This window comes from Ancalomicrobiaceae bacterium S20 (assembly GCA_040269895.1).
Taxonomy (GTDB): domain Bacteria; phylum Pseudomonadota; class Alphaproteobacteria; order Rhizobiales; family Ancalomicrobiaceae; genus Methyloraptor; species Methyloraptor flagellatus.
This window is the reverse complement of the sequence record CP158568.1, coordinates 335,160-349,663: the sequence shown is the minus strand read 5'-3', so window position 1 is coordinate 349,663 and position 14,504 is coordinate 335,160. Positions and strand designations below refer to the sequence as shown.

General features: G+C 69.1%; 13 protein-coding genes, 1 tRNA gene and 1 pseudogene. 6 read left to right on the top strand and 9 right to left on the bottom strand.

Features of this window, described 5'->3' with window-relative positions; all coding sequences use genetic code 11:
• Window positions 1–18 precede the first annotated feature (18 nt).
• Window positions 19–815 (bottom strand): annotated as a pseudogene (modA, locus tag ABS361_01575) (molybdate ABC transporter substrate-binding protein).
• A 191-nt stretch (window positions 816–1,006) separates the two neighbouring features.
• On the opposite strand from modA, the gene modB reads away from it, so the two are divergent.
• Window positions 1,007–1,705: a molybdate ABC transporter permease subunit gene (gene modB / locus ABS361_01570; GenBank protein XBY45018.1), complete on the top strand. Its 699-nt coding sequence runs from the start codon at window positions 1,007–1,009 to the stop codon at window positions 1,703–1,705.
• Window positions 1,702–2,784, top strand: coding sequence for a molybdenum ABC transporter ATP-binding protein (modC, locus tag ABS361_01565; GenBank protein ID XBY45017.1), 1,083 nt, complete (start codon window positions 1,702–1,704; stop codon window positions 2,782–2,784). The genes modB and modC overlap by 4 nt, the downstream gene beginning before the upstream one ends.
• Before the next feature lie 61 nt (window positions 2,785–2,845).
• Here the strand turns inward: modC and ABS361_01560 are convergent, their stop codons facing one another.
• Window positions 2,846–3,217 carry a helix-turn-helix domain-containing protein gene (locus tag ABS361_01560; GenBank protein XBY45016.1) on the bottom strand — a complete coding sequence of 124 codons (372 nt, stop codon included), beginning with the start codon at window positions 3,215–3,217 and terminating at the stop codon, window positions 2,846–2,848.
• 96 nt (window positions 3,218–3,313) lie between these two features.
• Between ABS361_01560 and ABS361_01555 the strand changes: the two genes are divergently transcribed.
• Both ABS361_01555 and ABS361_01550 read left to right on the top strand, forming a co-directional pair.
• On the top strand, window positions 3,314–3,640 hold the full coding sequence (locus ABS361_01555) for a nuclear transport factor 2 family protein (protein ID XBY45015.1): 327 nt from the start codon (window positions 3,314–3,316) through the stop codon (window positions 3,638–3,640).
• Complete coding sequence (locus ABS361_01550) at window positions 3,637–4,419, top strand: SDR family oxidoreductase (protein ID XBY45014.1); 783 nt, start codon at window positions 3,637–3,639, stop codon at window positions 4,417–4,419. Before ABS361_01555 ends, ABS361_01550 begins: the two co-directional genes overlap by 4 nt.
• 179 nt (window positions 4,420–4,598) lie before the next feature.
• On the opposite strand, the gene rpsU is transcribed toward ABS361_01550, so the two are convergent.
• The 4 genes from rpsU to ABS361_01530 all read right to left on the bottom strand — a co-directional run bounded on the left by rpsU (window position 4,599) and on the right by ABS361_01530 (window position 7,324).
• The gene (gene rpsU, locus ABS361_01545) at window positions 4,599–4,838 is read right to left on the bottom strand and encodes a 30S ribosomal protein S21 (protein ID XBY46774.1); all 240 of its coding nucleotides are present in this window, start codon (window positions 4,836–4,838) and stop codon (window positions 4,599–4,601) included.
• A gap of 219 nt (window positions 4,839–5,057) precedes the next feature.
• Window positions 5,058–5,405 (bottom strand): YkgJ family cysteine cluster protein, encoded by a 348-nt coding sequence (locus ABS361_01540; protein ID XBY45013.1) that lies wholly within the window; start codon window positions 5,403–5,405, stop codon window positions 5,058–5,060.
• Between the two features lie 134 nt (window positions 5,406–5,539).
• Window positions 5,540–6,862, bottom strand: a complete 1,323-nt coding sequence (locus ABS361_01535) for a PLP-dependent transferase (protein XBY45012.1) — start codon at window positions 6,860–6,862, stop codon at window positions 5,540–5,542.
• A gap of 219 nt (window positions 6,863–7,081) precedes the next feature.
• On the bottom strand, window positions 7,082–7,324 hold the full coding sequence (locus ABS361_01530; GenBank protein ID XBY45011.1) for a hypothetical protein: 243 nt from the start codon (window positions 7,322–7,324) through the stop codon (window positions 7,082–7,084).
• Window positions 7,325–8,319: 995 nt separating this feature from the next.
• Here ABS361_01530 and ABS361_01525 point away from each other — a divergent pair.
• Window positions 8,320–9,996 (top strand): CHASE3 domain-containing protein, encoded by a 1,677-nt coding sequence (locus tag ABS361_01525; GenBank protein XBY45010.1) that lies wholly within the window; start codon window positions 8,320–8,322, stop codon window positions 9,994–9,996.
• 125 nt (window positions 9,997–10,121) lie between these two features.
• On the opposite strand, the gene ABS361_01520 is transcribed toward ABS361_01525, so the two are convergent.
• The 3 genes from ABS361_01520 to mnmA form a co-directional block, all read right to left on the bottom strand.
• Window positions 10,122–10,198 (bottom strand) — tRNA-Met (locus ABS361_01520).
• A gap of 215 nt (window positions 10,199–10,413) precedes the next feature.
• A complete protein-coding gene (locus ABS361_01515) occupies window positions 10,414–11,145 on the bottom strand; it encodes a methyltransferase domain-containing protein (protein ID XBY45009.1) in 732 nt (243 codons plus the stop codon).
• Window positions 11,146–11,157: 12 nt separating this feature from the next.
• Window positions 11,158–12,354: a tRNA 2-thiouridine(34) synthase MnmA gene (gene mnmA / locus ABS361_01510; GenBank protein XBY45008.1), complete on the bottom strand. Its 1,197-nt coding sequence runs from the start codon at window positions 12,352–12,354 to the stop codon at window positions 11,158–11,160.
• A gap of 381 nt (window positions 12,355–12,735) precedes the next feature.
• Here mnmA and ABS361_01505 point away from each other — a divergent pair, with 381 nt between their 5' ends.
• Window positions 12,736–14,490: a flagellar hook-length control protein FliK gene (locus ABS361_01505; GenBank protein ID XBY45007.1), complete on the top strand. Its 1,755-nt coding sequence runs from the start codon at window positions 12,736–12,738 to the stop codon at window positions 14,488–14,490.
• Window positions 14,491–14,504: the final 14 nt, after the last annotated feature.

Here is a 14,504-nt window from a genome sequence, read left to right as displayed (position 1 = left end):
CTCACCTGTCGCGACGCGTCACTTCGCCAGGATCGAGAACCCCTCGGCCTCGAACACCTTGACCGCCGCCGGTTCCGACAGGCTCGCCAGGAACGCGGCCGCGTCCGGGCCCGCCGAGGGGTCAGCGCGAAAGGATAAACGATCGGCGGATGGCTGTCCTCCGGGAACACACCGACCACGGCGACCTTCGGTTCGGCCTTGGCATCGGTCGCGTAGACGATGCCATAGGGCGTCTCGCCGCGCGCCACGAAGGCGAGCGCGGCGCGCACGCTCTCCGCCTGCGCGAGCTTCGGCTCGACGCCGGCCCAGGCGCCGAGCTTCTCGAGCGCGGTCTTGGCATATTTGCCGGCCGGCACCGAGGCGATCTGGCCGACGGACAGACGGCCGTCGCCGACGAGGCCGGCGAGATCGAAGCCGGGCTTGATCTCGACCGGCTTGGCCTTGTCGGCCGGCGCGATCAGCACGAGCCGGTTGCCGAGCAGCGTGCGGCGGCTGTCGGTCTTGATCAGGCCTTTCGACTGCGCGTAGTCCATCCAGTCGAGATCGGCGGAGGCGAACAGCTGCGCCGGCGCGCCGGCCTCCATCTGCTTGGAGAGGGTGGAACTCGCCGCATAGGAGAACACCACCTTCTTGCCGGTCTTGGCCTGCCAGTCGGCCGCGATCCTGTCGAGCGCGGTCTTCAGGCTCGCCGCCGCGAAGAACACGATGTCGCCGGACTGCGCCGCCGCCGGGGTGGCGGCGGAGCCGAAAGCGCCGAGCGAGAGGACGCCCGCGACCAGCGCGGCGAGGACGGAACGGCGGGACGGACAGGCCATCGAACACTCTCCTGACAAAAGGGTAAGCCATATTGTCCGAGATACGGCTCTACCCACAAGCCGTATTTTCCACGACATGGCTTCACGCGCCTCCCCCTTGGCTTCCTGGCCGCCGCACGGCTAAGCTCGCCCGAAGCGCCCGCCCCCGACGGGTGTCCGCCCTGCCCCTGTCCAGCCAATGGTTTTTCGTCGTGTTCGACCTCACCCCTGACGAATGGACCGCCATCCGGCTCAGCCTGCGCATCGCGACGGTCGCGACGCTGGCGAGCCTGCCGCTCGGAATCCTGGTGGCGCTGGCGCTGGCGCGCGGGAAATTCTGGGGCAAGAGCCTGCTCGACGGCTTCGTGCATCTGCCGCTCGTGCTGCCGCCGGTCGTCACCGGCTATATCCTGCTCGTCCTGTTCGGGCGCCGCGGCCCCGTCGGCGCCTTCCTCGACCACACATTCGGGATCGTGCTGTCGTTCCGCTGGACCGGCGCGGCGCTCGCCTGCGCGGTGATGGGCTTCCCGCTCATGGTGCGCGCGATCCGGCTGTCGATCGAAGGCATCGACCGGCGCCTCGAACAGGCCGCCGGCACGCTCGGCGCCGGACGGATCGCCAGCTTCGTGCTGGTGACGCTGCCGCTCGCGCTGCCCGGCGTGGTGGTCGGCGCGATCCTCTGCTTCGCCAAGGCGCTCGGCGAATTCGGCGCGACGATCACCTTCGTGTCGAACATTCCCGGCGAGACCCAGACGATCTCGGCGGCCATCTACTCCGCGACCCAGATCCCGGGCGGCGACGCCCAGGCGTTTCGGCTGACCCTGATCGCGGTGGCCGTCGCGCTGCTCGCGCTCGTCGGCTCGGGCCTGCTCGAACGGCGCGCGCGCCGCTCCACGGGGCTCGCCGAATGATCCGCGCCGAGATCGACCATACCCAGGGCGCCTTCCGGCTCGAAGCCGACTTTCATAACGACGCCGGCATCCTGGCGCTGTTCGGCCCGTCCGGCTCGGGCAAGTCGACGCTGGTCAACCTGATCGCCGGGCTGGCGCGCCTGAGCGCCGGCCGCATCGAGGTCGACGGCACCGTGCTGGTCGACACCGCGCGCGGCGTCTTCTTGGCCCCACCGCGCCGCCGCGTCGGCCTCGTCTATCAGGACGCGCTGCTGTTCCCCCATCTGAGCGTCGAGCAGAACCTGTTCTTCGGCCGCCTGTTCACGCCCCGCGCCGAGCGGCGGATCGCGCCCGGCCCGGTGATCGAGACGCTCGGCATCGGCCATCTCCTGAAGCGCCGCCCGGCCGGCCTCTCCGGCGGCGAGCGCCAGCGCGTCGCGATCGGCCGCGCGCTGATCGCGAGCCCACGCATCCTCCTGATGGACGAGCCGCTCGCCGCCCTCGATCAGGACCGCAAGCGCGAGATCCTGCCGCTGATCGAGCGCCTGCGCGACGAGTTCGCGATCCCGATCGTCTATGTCAGCCACGCGATCGAGGAGGTCGCGCGGCTCGCGGCCAAGGTGCTGATCCTGCGCGACGGCCGGATCGCGGCGAGCGGCCCGCCGGAGGAGGTGTTCGGCCACGGCCTCGACGGCGATATCGACCGCTTCGCCCTCGCCTCGGTGCTGACGGTCACCGCCGGTGACTATGACGAGGCCTGGGATCTGACCCCGCTCATGCATCCCGCCGGTGCGATCCGCGTCGCCGGCCGGGTCGGCCGGCCGGGCGAAACACGGCGGGTCGTGATCCGCGCGACCGACGTCGCGCTATCGGCCGAGCCGCCGGGCCCGTCTACGGTACGCACCGTGTTGCGCGGCCTGATCGCCCGGATCGTGCCGGGTCCGGGCGCGGTCGCGCGCGTCGAGATCGAGTTGCCGGGCGGCGGCACGGTGACCGCCGCCGTCACCCGCATGGGCCTCGCCGAGATCGGCCGCACCGTCGGCGATCCGGTGCATCTGATGGTCAAGACCGTCGCGCTCGACGAGCGGCCGATCGGCTGAAATCGACGCCCGCGTGCTCCGGTCGCAGACCGTCGCGCCTCGGATCGGTCTTCGGCGGAGATCAGACCGCCCGGTCCGGACCGGCAGCGGCCTGGCCTTGCCTTGCTGTGTCCTCGCGCTGCGCAGCCCAGGTGAGCAGCGCATCCAGAGCCGGACACAAGGCCTGCCCCCAGTCCGTAAGGCAGTACTCGACCTTTGGCGGCACCTGGTGGTGCACGATGCGGCGCACGATCCCGTCCTTTTCCATCTGCCGAAGCTGCTGGATGAGCATCTTCTGGGAGACGCCGGGGATGGCGCGCTCGAGATCGGAGAAGCGCAGGACATGCCCGCCGAAGAGGTGAAACAGGATCACCAGCTTCCAGCGCCCCTCCAAAAGCTTGAGGGCATTTTCGACGCCCTCCGCTGCCGTCTCTCTCGTATATTGTTCGGACATACTTTTTCGTAAGTACCTTACTTTTTCGTGTGTTCTTGCGATTTTGGAAAGTTAGGCCATTTTCGAAAGCGGGACAAGTCGACCCGGAGATCGATCATGCCTTTCGCACTACCCGAGCCTATCGCCGATTACTTTGCCGCGGATGCCTCAGACCCCGTGGCGGTCGCCAAGTGCTTCACGGCCGACGCCGTTGTCATCGATGAGAAGAGGACCCACACAGGGCGCGAGGCGATCGCGGCCTGGAAGGCCGCGGCGTCCGCAAAATACGATTACACCGCCACCCCCATCGCGGTTGAGGATCAGAGCGGCAGGCTCGTCGTCACAGCCCATGTGGCCGGGACTTTTCCAGGCAGCCCGGTCGACCTTCGCTACGCCTTTACGCTTTCGGATGACTTGATCGCCCGGCTGGAGATCGTCCCATGAGCTTCGATCTCGCGCTCGGCGGAAAACGCGCCCTCGTGACGGGTGGCACCAAGGGGGCGGGTGCCGCGGTCGTCCAGGCCCTTGCGGCCGCAGGCGCCCACGTGACCGCAACGGCCCGGACCGTGCCCGAGAACGGCAGCGGCAATGTCCATTACATCGCCGCCGACCTGCTGACCGCGAAAGGGTGCGCCAAGGTCGCAGAGGAAGCGATCCGGATCGCCGGCGGCATCGACATTCTCGTCAATATGCTCGGCGGATCGACAGCACCGGCGGGTGGGTTTGCGGCATTGACCGACGAGGAATGGCAAAGGGAGATCGATCACAATCTCATGCCCGCGGTCCGTCTCGACCGCGCGCTGCTCCCGTCCATGATCGCCCGGGGAGAGGGCGTCATCATCCACGTGACCTCGATCCAGCACGAACTGCCTCTGCCGGACTCGACGACCGCCTACGCAGCGGCCAAGGCCGCGCTGTCGACCTACAGCAAGAGCCTGTCGAAGGAAGTGACGCCCAAGGGCATCAGGGTGGTCCGTGTATCGCCGGGCTGGATCGAGACAGACGCCGCCGTGGCCCTCGCGGAACGGCTCGCGAAGGATGCCGGCACGGACTATGAGGGCGGCAAGAGGATCATCATGAACGCGCTGGGCGGCATTCCGCTCGGTCGACCGGTGAAGCCCGCCGAGATCGCCGATCTGATCGCGTTCCTGGCCTCCCCTCGCGCCGCAGCCATAACCGGCACCGAATATGTCATCGATGGAGGGACCGTTCCGACCGCGTGAGAGCATCGGAGTGCCTCAATGGCATCTCCGCCGGGGTACTGGGCGCCCGCGATCGCGCGGGGATCGCCTTGCGATCCGGACGCACCGACGAACGAAAGCGCCGCGCGGGGCCGCACGGCGCATTTCATCTCACATGACAGGCTCGAGCGGGAGGATCGGCCTCCCGCGCCGTCGATCAATCAGCGGGCGCCCTTGACGACGCGCTTCGGCGCCGGGAGGAGGCCTTCGCGCTGGGCCTGCTTGCGCGCGGCCTTGCGGGCGCGGCGCACGGCTTCGGCCTTCTCGCGAGCCTTGCGCTCGGACGGCTTCTCATAGGCCTTCCGCTGCTTCATCTCGCGGAAAATGCCTTCGCGCTGCATCTTCTTCTTCAGGACGCGGAGCGCCTGATCGACGTTGTTGTCACGAACGAGAACCTGCAAGTTCCTCACCACTTTTTGGTTCGTGGCGGCAGACGTGGCAATGCCATCGCCCCCGGCCTCGGCTGTCAGGAGCCGCGTCCATACCACGTTTTCAAAAAAATGCTCGTGTTTTCTCGCGCGAACCCGCGAATTTTTTCGTGAGCGAAGCGATGATACCAGCCGGGCTCACGGTGCTCGCGACCGGGCTCCCGGCCTGCCCCGGCCCGTCTCCCGACGACCTCACGCCGCCGCCACGATCGGCGGAAACCCGCGTGCGTCCCGAGCGATAGCGCATTCCGGATCGCCCGGCATGCAGGTCCGGCAGACCAGCGGCCGGACCTGATAGCAAGAGCAGCCGACATGCTCGCCGAGCGTGCCGTCCAGCGCGGCGCAGCGACCATCGACAAACCGCATCCGGCCGTTCGGATCGTCGACCAGCGCCTCCGGAATCAGTGCTAGTTCCTCGTCCGTTTCCAGACTGAAGCGCGGCCATTCGGCCGAGTAGGCGCAGCACGCGCCGCAGGCCTGGCAGAGCGCCGAAGCCTCCGCCTCGCTGAGGCCCAGGCCCGGCTCGGCCCAGTCGTCCATATCGTCCGTGTCCAAGCCCGCGCGTCCCATGAAAGCAGCGGCCCGGCGACGATCGTCCCCGGGCCTCCTCATCATGACCGATCGGCCGCCCCGAGGCGAGCCCGGCTCGGGCCCGCTCTCGGTGGCGCGGGAGCTTATTCGGCCGCCGTGCGCAGGCCCGCGCCGCCGGCCGCGGCCAGACCGCGATCGAGATCGGCGAGAATGTCGTCGATGTGCTCGATGCCGATCGACAGCCGCACATAGCCCTCGCTGACGCCGGTCGCGAGCTGCTCGTCGGGCGAGAGCTGCGAATGGGTGGTCGAGGCCGGATGGATCGCGAGGCTGCGCGCGTCGCCGATGTTGGCGACGTGATAGAGCAGTTCGAGCGCGTCGATGAACCGCCGCCCGGCCTCGCGCCCGCCGGCAAGCTCGAACCCGACCAGCCCGCCGAAGCCGCGCTTCAGATATTTCTCCGCCCGCTCGCGCGCGACACCCGTCTGCTGGCTCGGATGGATGACCTTGGTCACCTCGGGCCGCTTGGCCAGCCAGTCGGCGACCTTCACGGCGTTCTCGAAGTGGCGGTCGATGCGCAGATGCAGCGTCTCGATGCCCTGAAGGGTCAGGAAGGCGTTGAACGGCGAGATCGCCGCGCCGAGGTCACGCAGCAGCGTGACACGCGCCTTGATGATGTAGGCGATCGGCCCGAGCGGCTTCACGGCTTCCGTCCACACCGCACCGTGGTAGCTCGGATCCGGCCGGTTCAGGAGCGGCTGGCGCTCCGGATTGGCCGCCCAGTCGAAATTGCCGCCGTCGACGATCAGGCCGCCGATCGAGGTGCCGTGGCCGCCGAGATACTTGGTCGACGAATAGACGACGACTGCCGCGCCGTGGTCGAACGGCCGCGCGGTCAGCGGCGCCGCCGTGTTGTCGACGATCAGCGGAATGCCGAATTCGCGGCCGATCGCGGCGACCTCGGCGATCGGGAAGGCGATCAGCTTCGGGTTCGGCAGCGTCTCGGCATAGTAGGCGCGGGTCTTGTCGTCGGTCGCGCGCCGGAAATTCTCCGGATCGGACGGGTCGACGAAGCGAACCTCGATGCCCTGATCCTTCAGCGTGTTGGCGAACAGGTTCCAGGTGCCGCCGTAGAGGTCGGTCGAGGACACGACATTGTCGCCGGCGCGGGCGACGTTCTGGATCGCGAAGGCCGAAGCGGCCTGGCCCGAGGCGAGCGCGAGCGCGGCGACGCCGCCCTCCAGCGCCGCGACGCGCTTCTCGAGCACGTCCGTCGTCGGGTTCATGATGCGGGTGTAGATGTTGCCGAGCTCCTTGAGCGCAAACAGGTTCGCGGCGTGTTCGGCATCGCGGAACTGGTAGGAGGTCGTCTGATAGATCGGCACCGCGACCGAGCCGGTCGCCGGATCGGCGCGCCAGCCGGCATGGAGGGCGAGCGTCTCGGGATTCTTGCTGTCGAGCGTCATCGTTTCGCTCCCTGTGTTTTGATGGGGATGAACGGCAGTCCGCCGGATCCGCTCCCAGAGTGGGCCAGGTTTCCGACGGCCGGAAGCAAATGCGTTCCAATCAGAAGCGCAAAGAGCGGCTCCGGCGGGCGAAGTGGCATCCGTTCAGGAATGACGTTTCCACCGACCGCGCAAGGCCGGGGAAACGAAAAGGCCCCGCCACGAGGGCGGGGCCTGAGCTCAACCGAACAACGCGTCCTGCACCGGCGCCCCGCGACGCGGGCCGAAGGGCGCCGCGGCCTGCGGCCGACGCCCCGGCGCGAGCTTGCGCGCCGCCCGCTCGGCCGCGCCCGGCCCCGGATAGGTCCGTCCGTCGAGCGACCGGTAGCGGCCGGAAACGGCATGGAAGGCGTAGGAACCGCCCTCGCGGACCAGGATGCCGGCGGGACGTTCGTCGATTTCGATCAGATAACTGTCGGACATGATTGATTCTCCGCGACGGGCGCACGTCGCCGGCGCGTTCTCGCGCGGGCGGAAAGCCCCGTCTTTGATCAGTGACAAGGATAAGGATCCGGTCTCTCGCGGACCCGACCGATGCCCGGGCCCATTGCTCGGGCCAGACAGACACGGGGGGCGGGCCGGCGAGATCCTGAAGGCGATGGCGCTCAGCGCACCGACGCCGAGCTCGACGCGCTCAGCACATCGAACATCGCGCGCCCGGCATTCGACCGCCGCGCGCCGGACGCGGACCGGTACGAGCCGCGGCTGCGCGACCGGTACCAGACCGGCCAGAAACGCCGCCGCCCGTTTCAGGACGGCACGCGCAAGCGCCGCGAGACCGGCGCGTCGGAAACCCGCTTGATGGGAACGGGACTGGATGATGGTGTTGCGGACCTTCGTCATGGCGTCTTCACCCAAGGCGTGCCACGAACCTCTCGTCCGTGGCGCTTTAGCGTTTGGTCACGCGGCGCAAGCTGCTCCTCAAATCACCGCGGCATCCGATCTGGACACGAGCTCATTCCAGCACGACGGCACGTAGGAATGAAGGTGTGGCGTTTCAAGTTTCGGTCTCGAGGCGGAATCGTTTGGCGCGGGATCGCCGCGCGGCCGCATGCAGGACATCGGCCTGTCGGGCAGAGCCTTTTCGGGCCGAGCGCCGCCCGCGACCGCGGGGAAGTCGTCGCCATGCGGCGCGCAGCCGGCGCCTGACGTCGATGCTCGAAATGATATTCCAGATAAATTACCCAGAGTTATAGAACGATGCCGATCGCAATATGGTCGCAGCGACCTTCATCGCGGACCGCCACGTATAATTCCAGGCAATAGATATTCCCTATTAATACAAAGGTAACCACTATAATCAAAAGTAATTTCAGCCATATACGGCCACATGTATCAGACAATCAGAAAATAAATTCAGAGCGCCCCTCACCCAACGCGTGCAACGCGTAAGACGGTCGCCCCGGGAGCCCCACCTCATGAAAAACCTCTCCATCGCCGCCAAGCTGATCGCCGCCTTCGGCGTCTTGATCGCCATCGCAGTCGGCCTGAACCTGTACGTGTTCATGAACAAGCGGACGCTGGAACAGACCAGCGCCTGGACCGAGCACACCTACAAGGTCCTGGAGCAGGCCGATCGCATGGGTGCGGCCATGGTCGACCAGGAGACGGGCTTCCGCGGCTTCCTCGTCACCGGCAGCACCGGCAACCTCGATCCCTACAAGGCGGGCACCGCGAATTTCGATACCGCCTTCGCCAAGATCAAGGAACTGACCTCGGACAACGCCAAGCAGCAGGCGCGCCTCGACGAGGTCAAGGCGATGGCCTCGAGCTGGCGGACCGACGTCGCCGAGAAGGGCATCCGTCTGATGGGCGCGGAGGCGACGCGCGAACAGGCCCGCGATCTCGAGCGGAACGGCGCCGGCAAGGCCGCGATGGACGGCATCCGCGCCAAGATCAAGGCGATCGACGCAGACGAACGCGCCCTGCTGGTCCAGCGCGCGGCTGCTCAGGACGACGCGTTCTTCTCGATCAGCCTGGCGATCGTGCTGAGCGCAGCGTTGCTGGTGGCGGTATCGGTCGCCGCGGTCGCGATGCTGACCGCGGCCATCGCCAAGCCGGTGCGCACGACGACCGCCAAGATGCAGGAGATCGCCGAAGGGCGGCTCGACACCGCGGTCGATGTCTCCGACCGGCGCGACGAGATCGGTCAGATGACCAAGACGCTGCTGACGCTGCGCGACACGCTCCGCGAGGGCGAGGCGATGCGGCGCGAGCGTGAGGCTGCCGCTGCGGCGGAAGCGGCGGTGATTCGCCGCCGCGCCGAACTCGCGGCGAACTTCACCAAGCGCATGACGGATCTGGCGGCCGCCTTCACTCGCTCCTCCTCGGACGTCGCCGGCGCCGCCCGCAACCTGTCGGCCACGGCCGAGGAGACCTCGCGGCAGGCGCAGGCCGTGTCCGGCGCAGCCGAGGAAGCCGCCTCGAACGTCCAGACCGTCGCCGCCTCGACCGAGGAACTGTCCGCCTCGATCCGCGAGATCGCCGGACAGGTCGGCAAGTCGAACAGCTCCATCGACGCCGCCGCCGACGAGGCGAACCAGACCGCCAACGACGTGCGCAGCCTCGCCGAAGCCGCCCAGAAGATCGGTGAGGTTGTGGTCCTGATCAGCACCATCGCCGATCAGACCAACCTGCTCGCGCTCAATGCCACCATCGAGGCGGCCCGCGCCGGCGAGGCCGGCCGCGGCTTCGCGGTCGTCGCCTCGGAAGTGAAGCAGCTCGCTTCGCAGACGGCCAAGGCGACCGAGGAGATCAGCGCCAAGGTCTCGGAAATCCAGCAGGCGACCGGCCGGACCGTCTCGTCGATCTCCAAGATCGTCGACACGGTCGGATCGGTGCGCGAGATCTCCGGCATGATCGCCGCGGCGGTCGAGGAACAGGGCGCGGCCACCAACGAGATCGCGACCAACACCCAGCGCGCGGCCGAGGGCGCCGGCACGGTGACCGGCAACATCTCCGGCGTCGGCCGGGCGGCGGAAATGACCGGCGCCGCCTCGAGCCAACTGCTCGGCCTCTCGTCGGCCCTGCAATCGCAGGCGACCGCGTTGCAGGGCGAAGTCGAGACCTTCGTCAAGGATCTGCAGGCGGCGTGACGCACCGAAGGTAAGCAAACAACAGATAGGCCGGCCCCGCGCCGGCCGATTTGCGTCAGGCAGCGCATCGCGAAGGCCACAACGGGCAACGCCTTGAATAGGATCGAAATTTGAAGGTGGGGACCTGGTAGCGGGGGGCGGGATCGAACCGCCGACCTGAGGGTTATGAATCCTCCGCTCTAACCATCTGAGCTACCCCGCCGGTGGCCGCGGATATAGAGACCCGCGGCCGGAGATGTCAAGCGAGCTGATCGGCTTTCCACCGCGGAGCATCGGGCGGCCTGTCCCGGCTCGGGCGGAACCGCAATCGGCTGGCTCGGCAAGGGCTCTGCGCCGGCCGGGCCGGGCAACGGTGTCGGCCCGCGGCGCCGGCAACGGCCGCCAGCCTGCCCCCGACGTCTGCCCCGCGCCTGCGCTTCAGCCTTCGGTCCGCCTGAGCCGCACCATGGAAAAAATGCCGAGCGGGCCGAAACGGCGCGTCTCGACATGTTCGAAACCCGGGCGGTTCAGGATGCGGCTGACGGGGAAGTCCGGCCGCCAGCCGAGCTTCTTGGTGAACGGCGTGAGCCCGCCCTCGATCGCCTTGCGCCAGCCGGCGTCGGAGGCGAAGTGCGAGACGAACACCGCCTCGCCGCCGGGCTTGGTCACGCGCTCGACCTCGGCCATCACCTGCTCGGGATGCGGCACGACCGTGATCGTGTACATGACCGCGACCGTCTCGAACGACGCGTCCGGAAAGGCGAGCAGCGAGGCGTCCATCTCGGTCAGCGCCTCGATGTTGCCGAGCCCGGCCGCCTCGACGCGCTTGCGCGCGAGCGCCAGCATGTCCGGCGACAGGTCGATGCCGGTCACGGTCAGATGCGGCGCATAGCGCGGCAGGCTGATGCCGGTGCCGACGCCGACCTCGAGCACCCGGCCCTCGCGACCATTGATGTGGTCGACGGCGAGCGTGCGGCCCAGGTCGAAGAACCGCCCGAACAGCGGCGTGCGGCCGAACACGAAATCGTAGACCGGCGCCCAGCGCGAATAGGCCTCCAGCACCGAACGCTGGTCGAGCCGCGGCGTGGCTTCGAGCTTGTAGGTCTTCCCCTGCAAGACGACGGCGCGGCCAAGCGCGCCGCGCGGATCACGGTCGTTGTTTCCCGGCATGGCGTCTCTCTCTCACTCGGCCGCGGCGGCCGTTGAACCGGTCTCGAGGTGCCTCAGCGCCCTCTCCGCCTCGAGGCTACGTTCGACGCGCGCGATGGTTCCACCGCCGAGCACGCGCGCATGCGTCTCCGGGCTGTCGTAGAACACCGCCGCCTGGCCTGGCGCGACGCCGTGCTCGCCGTCGATCAGCTCGACGATCGCCTCGCCGGCCTCGACCGTCAGCAGCGCCGGCTGCGGCGGCCGCGTCGAGCGCACCTTGGCCCAGAGTTCGATGCCCGCCTCCGGCACCGCCGAGAGCGGGCCGTCGCCGATCCAGTTGACCGCGCGCAGGTGCAGCCGCCGGGTCATCAGCGCCTCGCGCGGGCCGACGACCACGCGGCGGCGATCGGCGTCGAGATGCACGACATAAAGCGGCTCGCCGACCGAGACGCCGATGCCGCGCCGCTGGCCGATCGTATAGCGGATGATGCCGTCGTGCCGGCCGAGCACGCGGCCGTCGACATGGACGATGTCGCCGGGCTCGACCGAATCCGGCTTCAGACGCTCGATCACCTCGGCATAGCGTCCGGAAGGCACGAAGCAGATGTCCTGGCTGTCGTGCTTTTCCGCGACCATCAGCCCGAGCGTGCGCGCGAGCTCGCGCGTCTCCGGCTTGGTCATGCCGCCGAGCGGGAAACGCAGGAAATCGAGCTGCTCCTGCGTCGTCGCATAGAGGAAGTAGCTCTGGTCGCGATCGAGATCGACCGGACGATAGAGGCCGCGATGCCCGTTCGGCAGCGCGGCGCTGCGGACATAGTGGCCGGTCGCCAGCGCGTCGGCGCCGAGCGTCTTGGCCGTGTCGAGCAGGTCGGAGAACTTGACGGTCTGATTGCACGAGACGCAGGGCACCGGCGTCTCGCCATGCAGATAGCTCTCGGCGAAACGGTCGATCACCGCCTCGCGGAAGCGCTGCTCGTAGTCGAGCACATAGTGCGGGATGCCGATCGCCTCGGCGACCCGGCGGGCGTCATGGATGTCCTGGCCGGCGCAGCAGGCGCCCTTGCGATGCGTGGCCTCGCCGTGGTCGTAGAGCTGCAGCGTCACCCCGACGACGTCGTAGCCCTCACGCTTCAGCAGCCCGGCCACGACCGAGGAATCGACGCCGCCCGACATGGCGACGACGACCCGCGTGTCTTCGGGGCGGCCGGGAAGGTCGAGGGAATTCGGCATCGGCTCAACTGACCTCGGACGACGGCGCGCGACAGGCGACGCCCATGTCTGGAATTCGTGTCCCGGATATCGTGTCCGATATCCCCTCCCGGATATGGGGTGCGCGCGGCCGTTTGGCGACGGGCCGGACTATAGCGGAGACCACGGCGTTCCAAAACCCTCCCGCGGCAGGTCTTTCCGCCGGCCGGCACCTTTTGCCGCCCGGCCGTCGCTGACCGGCGGCTTGCACGACCGCCCGGATGGGCGCTGTCCCGACGGCATGACGGATTTGCCAGTCCACAGGCCGGCTTGGCGCGACGGGGGCGTCAGGTGACCGTCATGGCACCGGGCTTGCAGATCGAGGCCGAGAGATCGTCCCGACGGATCGTCAGGAGGAAGAGTTTGCCGACCCCCGTTCGCGTCGCCCCCATTCCCCAGCAGGCCGCTCCCCAGCCGAGCGCCAGGTCCGCCCGCGACACCAGCGGTGCGGACGACCGTCCGTCCGACTTCGAGGCCCAGGTCGCCGCAACCCGGCGCGCCGACGACACGCGCACCAACGACCGAGCCAATGACCGCGCCGCCGATCGGACCGACCGGACCAAGGCCGCGGCGGGCAAGTCCACCGACCAGAGCGACAGCGCCGACGCCAAGAAGGCCGACGCGGACAAGGATGAGAAGGCGGACAAGGACGCCACCGATGCGACCGCCGGCGCCGCGCTCGCACTCCTAGTCCAGAACGGCCTGACCGCCGGCGCGACCGGCCAGGGCGCGCTCGCCTCGCCGGCGAGCCTCGGCGCCGTGCCGGGCGGCTCGGCCGCGACCGATGGCGAGATCGACGGCGTCGACGCCGCCAAGGCCAAGGGCCCGGGCGCCACGCTGCCGGGCTCCGCCACGCTCGATCCGCTCGCCGGCTCCGGCGCCGCCGGCGTCGGCACGGACACGGTCGGCGACGCCAAGGCGCTCGACGGCAAGACGCTCGACGGCAAGGCAGCGCAGTTGCTCGCGGGCCAGGACGGGGCCGGCAAGGGCGCCGACACCGACAAGACCGCGGCCGCGACGACGGCCGCCGGCAGCGGCACCGATACGACGGCGGCCAAGACCACCTCCGGCGCGACGCCGACGGACCCGACGCAGGCCGCCGCGAGCGCGTCGGCCTCCGGAACGGCGACAACCGCCGCCGGCACCACACCAGCAACCCAGGCGGCAACCGCCGCCGCGCAGGCCGACACGGTGGCGAAGGACACCGCGACCGCCAGCACGCAGGCGACCCGCCCGACCGCCACCGCCGTGACGGCCGCCGCCGACAGCGGCCTGCGGTCGATCGTGGCGAGGCGCGTCGAAGGCCCGGTCAAGGCCAAGGAGGCCGACAACGGCGCCCAGCCGAACGCCGGCACGACCACGACGGGTTCGACGAACCCGACCGCCAAGGATGGGTCCGCGCCACTCGATCAGACCATCGTTCCGTCGATCGACGCGTCCAAGACCCAGGCCGGAACCACCCAGGCGCAGACCGTCGGCGCCACTGCCGGCGCGACGCCCGATCCGGCCGCCGTGCTCGCCCAGCAGGATGCGCGCCGGCGCGACGACGACGCCAAGACCGGCGCCGCGCCGGATGCGGCCGCGCCTGTCGGCCAGATCGGCGCGCCGAGCGGCACAGGCCATGCGCGGGCAGCCGATGCCACGACCACGACCGCCCAGGCGGCCGCCGCCACGACGACCGGTCACGCGGTCGACACCGCGGCCCTCGCCTCCTCGATCGCGACCCACGCCAAGGACGGCCACAGCCGCTTCGAGATCCGGCTGGATCCGCCAGAACTCGGCCGGGTCGACGTCAAGTTGAAGGTCGGCAGCGACGGCGAGGTCCGCGCGCATCTGATCGTCGAGCGCTCCGAAACGCTCGACATGATGATGCGCGACCAGCGCGGCCTGGAGCGCGCGCTCGAGAACGCCGGTCTCAAGACCGACGGCTCGGGCCTGCAGTTCTCGCTGCGCGATCAGGGCAACGGCAACCAGTCGAACCAGGGCTGGCGCAACTACGACGCCCAGTCGCTGACCGGCCGCGCGGCGACCGCCGAGGACGACAGCAGCATCGCCGCGGCCCGCGCCGCGGTCTATGGCGCGCGCACGCGCGCCGGCGGCTTGGACCTCAGGGTCTGAGCCGGAGAGCGTTA